Source organism: Marinospirillum sp., from assembly GCF_014859565.1.
Map to the genome: position 1 here is coordinate 1 of NZ_JACUUA010000097.1, position 12,464 is coordinate 12,464.

At 45.5% G+C, this 12,464-nt stretch carries 8 protein-coding genes; all 8 read left to right on the top strand.

Going from position 1 to position 12,464, the window contains the following annotated elements:
- Positions 1 to 197: hypothetical protein (locus tag IBX50_RS12080; protein ID WP_292256178.1), on the top strand; the 197-nt coding region annotated here is incomplete at its 5' end.
- A gap of 101 nt (positions 198 to 298) precedes the next feature.
- Positions 299 to 442: a hypothetical protein gene (locus IBX50_RS12085; RefSeq protein ID WP_292256179.1), complete on the top strand. Its 144-nt coding sequence runs from the start codon at positions 299 to 301 to the stop codon at positions 440 to 442.
- 60 nt (positions 443 to 502) lie between these two features.
- Positions 503 to 4,438, top strand: a complete 3,936-nt coding sequence (locus IBX50_RS12090) for an AAA domain-containing protein (RefSeq protein WP_292256181.1) — start codon at positions 503 to 505, stop codon at positions 4,436 to 4,438.
- Positions 4,435 to 6,816 carry a PIN domain-containing protein gene (locus IBX50_RS12095; RefSeq protein WP_292256183.1) on the top strand — a complete coding sequence of 794 codons (2,382 nt, stop codon included), beginning with the start codon at positions 4,435 to 4,437 and terminating at the stop codon, positions 6,814 to 6,816. The genes IBX50_RS12090 and IBX50_RS12095 overlap by 4 nt, the downstream gene beginning before the upstream one ends.
- Before the next feature lie 4 nt (positions 6,817 to 6,820).
- Entirely contained in the window at positions 6,821 to 7,966 is a 1,146-nt protein-coding gene (locus tag IBX50_RS12100) for a hypothetical protein (protein WP_292256185.1), read from the top strand.
- Complete coding sequence (locus IBX50_RS12105; protein WP_292256186.1) at positions 7,963 to 9,828, top strand: AAA family ATPase; 1,866 nt, start codon at positions 7,963 to 7,965, stop codon at positions 9,826 to 9,828. The genes IBX50_RS12100 and IBX50_RS12105 overlap by 4 nt, the downstream gene beginning before the upstream one ends.
- A gap of 4 nt (positions 9,829 to 9,832) precedes the next feature.
- On the top strand, positions 9,833 to 10,417 hold the full coding sequence (locus IBX50_RS12110) for a 4Fe-4S single cluster domain-containing protein (protein ID WP_292256188.1): 585 nt from the start codon (positions 9,833 to 9,835) through the stop codon (positions 10,415 to 10,417).
- A gap of 237 nt (positions 10,418 to 10,654) precedes the next feature.
- The gene (locus IBX50_RS12115; RefSeq protein ID WP_292256190.1) at positions 10,655 to 12,349 is read left to right on the top strand and encodes a carbamoyltransferase C-terminal domain-containing protein; all 1,695 of its coding nucleotides are present in this window, start codon (positions 10,655 to 10,657) and stop codon (positions 12,347 to 12,349) included.
- Positions 12,350 to 12,464 lie beyond the last annotated feature (115 nt).

The following is a 12,464-nucleotide window of genomic DNA, read 5'->3' on the forward strand; positions in this document are numbered from 1 at the left end:
AACCTCAGCCTTTTGAACTGATCTGCAAACAGTGCGGCTGGAGCAAAACCTTTGCGCCGCGTAGTGATGCGTTTATCGAAGGCCACGACTATGTAAGCAACTGCCCCAAGTGCGGGAATAGTGAACTTGAACATAAAGCAGCAGGGCCAGTGAAGGGCTTGCTGGCAGAGTTGCGTGAGCAAATTAATCGCAAGTAGGCTTTATTTTTATTTAAAGCAAATGCAATTAATAATGTTGCGATTTTAACAACTAAGTGATTTTTGTTTGATTTTTTTAATCTTTTAAAGAGGGTGGACAAATGAGCGTATGGAATTGGGTGGAAATTATAGCAAGGATTATCCTATTGATTGCGGAAGGCATGTCAAAAGAAGATGCAGTAAGAAAAGCTTCATCTGAATTTGGTGTGTCTGAAAATGAAATCTGGAAGCGCGGAGGATTTTAATTTTTCTAGAAATTGCAATAGGCTGCATACTTTAAAGCCTTTAAGATGGAATATTTATTTATGAATCTATATCTGTCGCTAGAGAGAAATAAAAACAGCTTTAATTTCCTTGAACGATCTGTTGCCGACATACAGCGTCGTCATATAAGTTTTAAGAAATTGTGTGATGGGCGCGATGGTGCAGAGGTTTTATTTGATTTGCTTTTTGTAGATAACATGCCATTTAATGGATTTATCTCAAATCGTGAGCGTGAAAAGCAAAATCCCCGTTATGCACAAATGGCTATTCGTGTTCGAGTTGAAGGAAGAGAAAACTGGCCCTTTCCTCCGCATTGCTCATTTATGGCAATAGGTAGCTGGAATGCTGAGCATCCATCACCAATTTTTATCATCAACAAGTTCATGGAAGTCGCAGATCTTTCCGCAAGATCATTCGAGCAAGAGATCACTGCTTTTGCTGTGCATGACAGCCTTTCATCAGAGCAAGGATCTCCGCGTGTTGAGCGTACTAACAATCTTCTGACTCCAGGGCTTCTTGAAGGCTTGCCACCTATATCTCTTGAAACAGGCCGTCAACTTGGGGAGTGGAGCGAATTCTTAGCATGGAAAAGAAAACTCATACAGAAAAAAATGAGGGGGGTACGTTACATAGAACGAGAGTGGAGAAACAACCATCTGGTATTTACTCTGGTTGGAGAAAGCGCAGAGTCTATACAAAAGGATCTCAAGGCATTGGGTAGAAATACTTTAATTGCTGTTGAACCGGGCTATTCAGGGAACCCTTGGGTCTTCTCTTCGCCCGAGAAGGAGAATCGAAAGCAACTGAACCAGCTCGGGCAGGCAACAGGTAAACGACCAAAAATCAACCCCATCACTAAAGGTACAAAACTGCTAGAGCTGATTCGTGAAAGTACCTGGGATACTCCTTGTTATGCTGAGCTTGAGATTTTCCCCACCGAAGACGATATCAACAAGCTCGAAAACTCCGAAGAGCAAGAGGAGATAGAAGAGCGAGACAAAATCATTAGTCGTATTCCTGAATCTGGCTTTTTAACTATTTCTATGACTGGTGACATGAGCCTAGTGAAGCGCCATGAGCAATCACTGCGGCAGCTGCAGGAACAGGCTGGCTATGCGCCTTATCTTGCGTCATACCTGTTCGAAGCAGCTCAGGTTTCACGCCCCAAGCATCTTGAAGCTGTGACTCAGTGGCATCGTGCCGACCTTAATACTGCTCAGAAAGAAGCAGTAGTCAAAATTCTTTCTGCTCCCGATCTATGTTTGATTCAAGGGCCACCCGGAACTGGCAAAACCACAGTGATCGCAGAGGCAATCATTCAGTTGGTTCGTCGTGGTCAGCGCGTATTACTTGCATCACAAGCTCACACTGCTGTTGATAATGCGTTGGATCGACTCGGTCATGATAGTTCATTACGCGCAGTACGTCTTGCGCGCTTTCAGAGTAAAGTTTCCGATGATGGTGAAGGCTTTATCGGCTTTGCCTCAATGCAGAGGTATTATAACGCGTTGTCTAAACAGGTGGAGACACGCCTTTCAGCATGGCGCCGCACGGATGAAGATCTGCGGTTATTGCAGTCATGGCACGAGCGAGCTGGGTTTGTTTTGAAAGACGAGCAGGAGTTGGGTGCTCAGCGCAAAAAGTTCGAAAGCCAACTTGCTGATTCTGAAGCTAAGCTCAAGCAGGCGCAGCAAGATTATCATCAGGCTGCTATTGAGATAAATGAGGACATTGCACGGAGGGGTCGTCTAGAAAATGTATATGCACTGCTTAGTGGCGATACACCGGATCTGCATGTTGATCTGCGTGATATTGATGCCAAGGCCGATTCGCTCGCGATATGTCTGATGAAGTGTGCAGACTATGGGCTTTTGATGAGGTTCTCACTAGATGACTGGCGTTCCGATATAGCTGGGCGAGGAAAAATGCTTAGCTACTTACTTGATGTCTGGCAGTCGTTTCAATCTGATCGGGAAGGTATAGAGGCCGATGTTCGTCGTTTGAAGGAAGCTGAACACGGAGCACTTCAGGATACGGAAACACGATTACGCATTGAGTCAATCAAGAAAGAGGTCAGTCTTCTGGCAGAAAAGATGGAAGATGATGACTCTTTCGTAGAACCCTGGCGCGCCAAAAGAAAACAACTAAAAGAGCTTCAGGGATCCGAAACAAAGCTTGATGAGCAGCGTTATCGAATTTTTAAAAAGGCAGAAACTTGGTGTGCTCCGATTGAAGATGCCAAGCGCCTTGCAGATGAGATTAATAGCTGTGTTGGTGAGTTGAATAAAGCGAGTTTTGAAGTTGAGCGTGAACTGGAAACCTTGAAAGCTGAAGTCTTGAAAGAGTTGGAAGCGCCGAAAGTTGACGAGCCAGACAGCCGGAGGCTGGAAGCTGCGCAATCACAGATAAACCAGGCTTTGCAGGATCTTGATAGTCTGGGGAGCCGGTGCAAAAAGCATGAGGCAATTGCTGCTGAACTTTTAAAAGATGATGCGATTATGCAAGGGAATAGGCTGCCAGCAATGCCGGATGCATCAATCGCAAAGCAGGTGGACATGGTAGCTCAGACCATTGAGGCTTTGAAAAAGAGGCTCGCGGCAAGCCAAAGAGAGCGAGATGAGTGGGAGAGTTTACTGAAGGAGTGGGCCGGGGGGTTACAACAAGCTAAATCAGCTCAAGAAGACTGGGAGCAGATGGGCAATGATTTCCTGACCAGTTGCAATGTGGTCGCCATTTCCTGCAATGAAAACGAACAGACCCTGAACGATGTCGGACAGACAAGTTTTGATGTGGCTATCATAGACGAAGTCAGTAAAGCCACGCCTTTGGAGCTGCTCATGCCATTGATGCGTGCACGCCGAGCCGTGCTGGTGGGTGATCATCGCCAGCTCCCCCCTTTGTTTCAGGAAGGAGATGATGCACGCAGCATCCAGGATGAGTTTGAGGAAAATGAAGAAGGAAGCAGTGAGGAGGCCGTTCAATCCTTGCTCACCAAAGACAATCTGCAGCGTTTTGAAAAAATGGTAACGGCTTCACTTTTTAAGTCACATTTTGAAAGTGCTGATGACTCAATTAGGGCACGCCTCAATATACAGTTTCGTATGCACCCTCAAATTATGGGGATGGTCAATCCTTTCTATGAAGGTCAGCTTGAATGTGGTCTTCTGCGACCTGATGATGACCCAGACGCTAGGCTGCGTCGGACTCATGATTTGACATTAGAAAATGTTGCAGGGGGCTCACCAATCCTTAAGCCAGAAGACCATGTGCTATGGGTAGACACAACCTACAATCTCCACAATCAGATTCATCGTGAAGATATGCAGGGCAATCAACCTCTGCGTACTAACCGACTGGAAGCTGAGTTGATTGCTGAAACTCTTGAGCAAATCGAGCTCCAGTCGGCTTCACAGGGTTATTCTAGAACCAAAAAACGTAAAATTGGTGTTGTGTCTTTTTATGCCAACCAATGTCGCGAAATTCGTTCAGCAATTCGCCGTCGTAGGCCTAAGGAAGCTCAAGGTAGGTATGCCTGTCTAGATGTGGAAGTCAACACCGTGATTCGCTACCAAGGTAAAGAAAAACCAATCATCTTAGTCAGTTTGGTTCGACATGATGGTTATGATCCACGGCGCTCCGGTAAGCTGCCGCGGCGACGTTCCAGCAAAGCCAACGTTGCCAGGTTTGAATTCATTAACGTAGCGTTTTCTCGTGCTCAGGAGTTACTAGTTGTTTTCGGTGCTCGAAGTATGTATGAGTCTTATGAAGTGGAATTGCCAAATATGGATCGCCCAGGCACCACTAAGCGCACAGTATACAAAGATATTCTGGACCAGCTCGATCGTAATGCCCGTCTTGTTCATGCAAGGGAGCTGATGAGGCCTGAAAATTCTACTAGTGGTCCACAACAATCAAAACAAGAAGTTCGTGATGTAAAAAATAAGTCACGCTCAACCACTGGGGGGCACCGCTCATGAAACTTGGCAACTACACAGTTCCTCTGCCGAGATATGTGATCGAATCGAAGGTGACCTACCATTCAGAGCGTAAGCCAACTGTATTTGAGCGCATGATTTTACGGCTTTGCGATCCCGAAACAAGCCTGACTGATAAGTCGGGTTTATCGCTACTGGGAGTCTTTAGTAATCAGCTTGGTGCAGGCGATGTACGCGAGTTGCTGGAGGCTAGCGTATCTGAGCTCGTCATACTCGGTGCTCTGGCGCGATATTTTGGACAAGATGCTTTGACTGCACCTCTTACAAACCTGGAACTAACTCGGGAGGGAAAGCAGTTTTTAATTGATGACCGCTTACCAGTGCGCTCCAGAACAGTCAGTATCTGGCATCGTTATGACCCAGTCAGTGATGAGATAAGAGCCATTAAAAATGCAAATGCAAGCTCCAGTCAAATTCAAACGAATTTCGAAGGGCTAGAATTGGAGTTAATGCCAAAAAATCCTCTAGCGTTGGTTGAGCGAGCAATTGAGCATGAGGATTATGACTGGAAAAATCCAGCTACTCGTGTAGATCAGATTATATCCCAGGTGCAATCAACTGAATGGGGTGAACGCAAGTTTGAAATCCTTTGTAGCGAAGATGCAGCGCTGTCTATCCAAGCAAACCATGATACTGCTTTACAGCTTTGGCTAGACCAGATTCAGCCTGAACAGATCTGGGATATCATGCTAGCCGACAGGTTGAAAAGTGACACAAAGTCCTTGCTGCCTGTCATGGATTCAAGCTTTCTGCGTGATGTTGGTGCAATCAGACCCGTAGCAGATGCAGGTAAAACACCAGTTAAGGCCAGGTTGGCTATTCTAGCTCAAGGTGTGGAATCAATTGATTTAGAGCTGCCAGCGATCATTCTGTCTTCTGACGTTGACACTCCAACTCTCGTTAATGCTGGTCAGCAGTTATCGGAGATGCATATTTCACCTCCTGCTTGGATTACTGCAGGTTTTCGAAGTATCAGTTTAGCTAACACCTCACAAAATTCTGTTCATGCTGTAGTGGAAGGCAAGTTCAAGCTCAATTGGGCTGGACAGCCCCGTATTTGCGATCTAGTTGTTACGTTGAAGGCACCAGCAGTAAATGAACTTTGGAAGAAGCTGCAAAACTTCTTGGAATCTGCCTCTGAGGCTGTTGATGATCCCCGTATCGCTTTTTTACCTCTAGCCTGGAAGGGGCCTGAGGAGGTTATGGAATATCTTTGGGTATGGTTGAGTTCACGGTTAGATCAGCCATTGGAAAGCCTGATCGATTCAGCTGAAAAGGCTCGACAAGCCGTTCATTTATGGCTTCCTCATGATGATCCCTGGGCACAGGCATGGGAGTCCGCTCTGGAAAACGCACTGCTTGAATCTCTCAAGCTGTCAGCAGAACCACTAACTCTCAGCAATCTCATCGGGCTAATCACCCAGATAGAAGAAGTCTTGTCACACGATAAAGTCAGAACGTTGCAAAAAGCGCTACTGAACAACGCAGTGCCTCTCACAAAAATAGAAGATTTAAAGCAACTGCGTGGAGCACTTCTTCCAGATGTGAAAGTACCCAAGACCTTACTGACCGATGAAGTCTGTCAGGAGTGGGTGCAGCAGGCACTGCATCTAAAAGAGTTAAGCATCTATGGGCCTCATGCTTTAGAGCACTCACTAAAGAATATCGAGAAAGCCATTCAGGCTATTTATCGGGATATTGGGGAGCAAGCTCTTGAGGCAGCAGAAAAAAATCAAATCGATACTTTTGGACTAACACCAGGTGCTCTGGATGCCGTGCGAATCTGGCACGAAGCCTCAGAAGATTTTGCTGCCTTGCAGTCTCGAAAAGTAACGGAATGGGGTACGTTAGGCAAAAGGCTTCACTCTTGGCAGCTCTTGGCAAAACAAAAGCTTGCTCCTGTGGAGGCGGGTCACCAGTTCGTCGTTTTTGATACCAGTGCGCTAATGGAGCATGATGAGCTTTTTAATAGTTTGCAGTCAAATGTAATACCCATTGTTCCTAGGCTAGTTCCAAGCGAATTGGATGGTTTGAAGGATAGCCAAGAAGCCGACAGAGCATTCAAAGCCCGCAGAGCGATTCGCCATCTTGAAGAGTTTTCTGTCTGTATTCGCTACGAGAGCGAGCGCAAAGACCTTTTGCCCGTTGAATGGAATTCCAATGAGCCAGACCACTCAATACTTTCAACAGCATTGTACTACCGACTCAACGATGTTTTGTTTGTGAGCAATGACATTAATCTGCGCAATAAAGCTCTGTCACTGGGTTTGAAGGTTGAGGATTCAATGACCTTTACGTCCAAGAGAAAGTCGCAGTCCTCCCCAGGCAAGAAAAATCAAAACAAAAAGTCGAGGAAGTGACATTATGAGCCGAGCAGATGAGTATCGATATCAGATTGAACGCGAGAGAAAACAGGAGCTGAACCGGCAACGAGTTCGTGACACAACCCGCCCTTTTTTAGAGCGCTATCGCAGAGTCCTGAATGATGTCAGGGGGCAAGGACTGGAAGGTGTCGTAGCAGAGGAATTTCGTGAGCTGAGCATACAACTGGACAACATGGAAGCCCTACTCGATGCAGATCCTTTTATTGTGAGAGAGCGAAGTCGCGCTCTCGGTGGAAGGTTCCATGCGTTACCGCGCTTTGCGCGTGAGCGACAGCGCTCACACCAGGAAGCGGAAAGGGCAGCAGCAGAAGCCTTTCGAAAAGCACAGCAAGAGGAGGCTGAGCGAAAAAATCAACTGAAAGCAGAGCTTGAAACGGCATGGCGTAAAGGACTTACGGGCTGGAGCACACCTGTCGCACTCAATGCTGCGTTCGGTGAAATACAGGAACTGCGTAAACAGCTTTTGTGTAAACCGCCCGGTGAAATCAGCACCGGAGACATAGAAGCGGCCTTACGTGAGGTTCAGGCTCGTTATGAAGAGAAAGCGGCACGCCAACTTGAAGAAATAAAAGCCCTGGCTCATCAGGAAGGTGTTGTAGATGCTCTAGCGCTACAAAGAGAGCAACTGGCGGAAGAAGCGAAGAATGCCAGCGGTGAAGCAGGCAGTAAACTCCGCGAAGCCTTAGCTCATGCAACTGGGCTGACACCTAAAAAACAGGCTGAGGTCCTGAACGATATAGCGCAAGAGCAGGATGAAGCCGCTGTTGATGAGAGCCAGAGAAGGGAAGTTGTACGAGCGGTCTATCAGTCATTACAAAAAGCTGGGTTTGCAGTGGATGCTCCTGAACGCTTTGCTTCAGATGCGCGGGATGAAGTACTGATTCGTGCCCGCCGACCTGCTGGAGCCCAGGCAGATTTTCGTGTGAATTTAAGTGGTCACCTCAGTTATAAATTTCATCAATACAAAGGAAAAACCTGCGAAAAAGATGTAGCGCCTGTTATGGCAACACTTCAGCAGGCTTATGGAATCAGTTTAAGTGACAAGCGTGTGATCTGGGTAAACCCTGACGACAAGGATCAAGATGAGCGCCCCTATCCAGATGCGGTGCAGGAGAGAAATAAATGAGTTCTAATGCAACGGCTTGGCAAGAAGAGTTTCGGCGTGAGTGTGGAATACGGCGGGGCTTGATCCTGCATGGCAACACTGGTGATTTAACAGCAAGCCCTGAAGTGCCGGGACAGTGGGTGGTACTGCCCGAGGCGTTAACTAGCCTACTGAAACAGCGTGGCTATGAGCATGTGGTTTTCTGGAACCGCGTAAAGGGTATCAGTGGTATTGATGCCAAAACTTGGAACCGTTTACAGAGCACCGTTACCCAACCTGTAGCAAGCTCCGCTCCCCCGAAAGGGGAGTCTTATGATATGGGTGATGATCCGCAAGAAGCAGCGTCCCAGACCCTAGACACCGGAACCCTGATGGCAACTGCAGATGATCTACTGGCAGTAGCTGAGCATTGTTTACGACAGCAAGGAACCGAAAAGCCAGTTGCCTTTATACTGGACTGGACACAATATCTTTTCGGAAGTGCTAATTCATTGAGTGAAAATGAAAGGGGCTGGCTACTGCGCATTGGTCAGGCCACACGCGATGCAAGCATGATCGCCAACGCTACAACCATTGCTCAGCCACAGTCAATGTTGGTGCTGTTGTGCGGTGGTTTAAATGTACTCCCACCGTCACTCTATCTGAACAACCCCCTCTTCAAGGAAATATCCATTCCATTACCGCCCCGCCAAGACCGGGAAAAGGCCATCCTCGGCTTAAAGGAGGTCTTTCGATTGCAGTCTTCCTTGATACAAGGAGGGCGAGACTTAACTGATTTCGTCGATGGGCTGGAAGGTCACAGCATTCGTGATATACATAACCTGGCACGACTTTCACGCCAAGAACCAGAGGTCTCAACTCCGGTATCACTGCTTAATCTATATCGCCATGGTCGAAAACATAGCCCCTGGGAAGAGTTGGATCACAAGAAACTGCAAACTATTTCAGAAACCCTGGCGTGGCGTGTAAAAGGTCAGAATCAAGCAATCGAGACGGTAAGGCGCATCCTTGTACGTGCGTTTACCGGCCTCTCAGGGCTACAACATTCATACCGGCAACGCACACCGAAAGGCGTATTGTTTTTTGTTGGCCCCACGGGTGTAGGTAAAACAGAGTTAGCTAAATCCATTGCAGAATTTCTTTTCGGTGATGAAGAAGCCTGCCTGCGCTTTGATATGTCTGAGTTTAATCATGAACATGCCGACCAGCGACTTGTGGGAGCGCCGCCCGGGTATGTTGGCTATGAAGCCGGGGGGCAGTTGACGAATGCAGTCAAGCAAAGACCCTTCTCGCTTTTGCTTTTTGATGAAATTGAAAAAGCACATCCGCGCATCCTCGATAAGTTTCTGCAGATTCTTGAAGACGGGCGTTTAACGGACGGCAAGGGTGAAACAGTCATGTTTTCAGATACTGTGATCGTGTTCACTTCCAATATCGGTGCTGCTGAGGTCAACCCAGAAAGTACCGATGTAGCCTATGACTTCATTCAGAAAGTGCGGCAGCATTTCGTGCAGGAGCTAAAACGACCAGAGCTACTTGGGCGCATTGGAGAGGCCAACATCATCCCTTTTAACTTTATGCTGGATGACACCTTTCTAATTGAAATTGCACGTGCCAAGCTGGAGCCCTTGCGAAAGGGGTTGAAAGAGAAGTGGGGCGTTTCCGGTTTAAAGCTAGTCAAGGAAGCAGAGGTTCTGTCTCTCATTATCAAAGAAGTGGACCGCGGAACAGGGGGGCGTGGTGTACCCAACGCACTAACCAATGAACTGATTGACCCCCTTGCTGATTTTATTTTTGAAAATATGGGTACACCCGAGAACCTGCGAGGCAAAGCAATCGAGGTGCATATTGCTGGCGGAAAACTGATATTTGAGTTGGAGTAAAGCTATGGAATGGCTTAATTTAGCAGCCCGTCTGGCTTGCACTGAAGCTGAAGGGCCCGGACGAAGAGCCGCTATCTGGGTGCAGGGGTGCAACAAACGCTGTCGTGGTTGCTGCAATCCTGCTTACCTACCTCTTGTTGAGCGTGATTTTGTTTCGGCGTCATCAGTTCTCGAATGGTTGGAAAATGCGCATCATCTGCATGATCTGGAAGGAGTGACCTTTCTCGGTGGTGAGCCCATGTTGCAAGCACAAGGTTTGGCTGTCGTTGCACAAGGAGCCCAGTTGCTGGGACTGTCAGTGATGGTATTCAGTGGATACACAAGAGCTGAGCTTGAAGTGATGCAGTTGCCTGCCAGTTTTCAGCTACTTGAATATACGGATGTATTGGTGGATGGCATGTACGATGCGAACTTACCGGATCTAAGCCGTCGTTGGATTGGTTCTAAGAATCAACAATTCCATTACCTGACTCTGCGTTACGACAATCAAATTGAAATTGATGGTGAAGTTGAGCGCATGGTTGAAGTTCACCTGAAAATTGATGGCTCGATGTTTGTCAATGGATGGCCCGAAAAATTATTGCACTGAATGTTATGAATCCAGTAAGAAGATGGAGTACTTTTTATAAGTCTTTTCAGGCGTTATTAATAATAAGATAATCATTTTACTGCTTTTAAAAGTCTGAAATTGAGTAACTACACGAGCAGATTCATGCGAAAATTCGAAAAGCAGTACAACTCAATAAAGTTTCTGCTAAACTTGCTCTGTTCAGCGCTTGATGCAACATCTTCCTATCCCTGAGTATAGAGTTTACTGAGAAAACTTATGAGCAAATATATTGTTGGGTTAAATATTGGAAATCATGACTCTGCCGCTTGCTTGATCAAAGATGGTGTATTACTTTCATATGCGGAGCAAGAACGCTTTAGTCGTAATAAAATGGCAATAGGTGAGTCCCCTATAGAAGCAATTCAATTCTGCCTTAACCATAATAAAATCACACTAGAAGATATTCAGGCGATTGCAGTTGGAATGAATTGGTCATATAGAAGAAAGATATATAATGAGCCGGAACATGAGCGCTCTAAATACGCCAAAATAGATAATGTTGATCGATATCTACCTAGCTCAATATTTGGCAGTATTCGACCACCGATTCATTACATTTCGCATCATCTATCGCATGCTTCAAGCGCTTATCGTTTAAGTGGATTTAATGATTCGGCAGTTCTTGTTATGGACAATAGAGGAGAAGACTCTTCATCTTCTCTAGGAATCGCTCGTGATGGGAAAATTAACCTCTTCAAGACTATTGATATACCTAACTCGTTAGGTATTTTTTATGACAGCGCTTGTAGATACACAGGCCTTTATGGGAAATACCGTGAAGTAGGTAAATTTATGGGGCTTTCTTCTTACGGCACTCCAAATATGAGAATGCCAATAACTTCTGCACGGAGCGGTGAGATATATTCAGAACTAGAAGAGCTAGACAGTAAATCAATATTTGAAAGCATTAATAACAGAAAAAGACAGCTGAGCGATTACTTTGAAACAAATTGCTTTCCTTATGAGTCAGGTAACAAAGATGAGATTATGAGTTATGCGAACTTCGCAGCCTCTGCTCAGTGTGCATTAGAAAATGTGATCATTGGATTTATAGAAGAGCTTAAAGAAAGAACAGGCCTTGATAATCTTGTAATCGCCGGAGGGGTTGCTTTGAACTGCTCTGCTAATGGTAAAGTCGAACGCGCTGGCATATTTAAAAATATCTATGTTCCTCCTTTTGCATCTGATGGAGGAACAGCAATCGGCGCTGCATTTGAGTTGGATTATATATTGCATAATAGATCCCTTTCTTCTGAAGCATTGGACACGGCTTCATTGGGAGCCTCATTTACTGATACAGAAGCAGTATTAGCTCTTGAAAAGCACAAGGACAGTCTGTCTTGGGAAATACTGAATGATGATCAATTATTCATTAATACCGCTGAATCTATTTCATCTGGTAATATTGTGTGCTGGATGCAGGGAGCTTTTGAAGCTGGACCCAGATCGCTGGGGAATCGAAGTGTTCTGGCTGATCCAAGAGAACGGAAGAGCCTTATACGACTGAATAAAATAAAAGAGCGTGAAATGTGGCGTCCTATCGCACCAAGTATTTTGTATGAGAACTACTCTGATTTTTTCACAGGAACTGCCGATAATAAGCATTTTATGAATTTTTCTGCTTTTGTAAATAAAGACAAGCAAAAATTAATTCCAGCTGTTGTCCATGTAGACGAAACAGCAAGACCCCAAGTCGTGACTAAAAAAAATCAGAAATACTATGGTCTTTTAAAGGCTTTTTATGAGAGAACAGGAATCCCAGTTCTCTGCAATACTTCTTTTAATCTTAAAGGAATGCCATTAGTGAATACACCTGATGATGCTATTGCTTGTTTTCTGCGCAGTGACTTTGATGTGCTTGTAATTGGAAATTTTTCAATAATTAAAAGGCCAGACAATGTTCACTTTTAATGCCTCAAATATTACTGAAAAAGTTGATTTTGACCTTTTTGTTGAAACACAAAAAAAATATTTCGAGCGAAAAAGAAGCGAATTATTCAAAAAATATGCGATCCTTGATAAGAAT